Consider the following 503-nt stretch of genomic DNA (forward strand, 5'->3'; position numbering starts at 1 on the left):
TTCCTGGTCGGCAGCGTCAGATGTGGTTCCCAGACAGATAGCATTTTGGGCAAATACATTAGTTTCTCTTCCTATTGCTATTGATCCTTCTCCTTCTGCTCTTGTTAGTGTTCCTACTGCTGTTGAACCTTTCTTTAAAGCATATGCAAGAGTTCCTAAGGCTGTTGCTCCATCAGCATAAGCTATAGACCTAGAACCTATGGCTATTGATCCATGTCCTTGGGCTAGTGTTGGTGAATATTTATGATTTCCTTCCTTACCTGAAACTTTACCACCATTTGCATATCCATACACTTCTCCTTTTTCATCTATCTTCTCATAAAGTTGTTTAAAATATTCCTTATAATCATGCTCTGTAACTGATTGAGTATACGAAGATACATCATCATTACCTATAGCTATAGAAGATCTTCCTATAGCATAAGTATTATTTCCTACAGATGTTGCTTGAGCTGTTGAGAAAACTGCACTTCCTACTGCAACTCCTTGTCCATCATATCTCC

1 protein-coding gene is annotated in these 503 nt (G+C 38.6%); it reads right to left on the reverse strand.

Features of this window, described 5'->3' with window-relative positions; all coding sequences use genetic code 11:
* Positions 1–503: hypothetical protein (locus tag BUE91_RS02845; RefSeq protein ID WP_143605904.1), on the reverse strand; the 503-nt coding region annotated here is incomplete at both ends.

This window comes from Streptobacillus notomytis (genome assembly GCF_001902585.1).
Classification (GTDB): domain Bacteria; phylum Fusobacteriota; class Fusobacteriia; order Fusobacteriales; family Leptotrichiaceae; genus Streptobacillus; species Streptobacillus notomytis.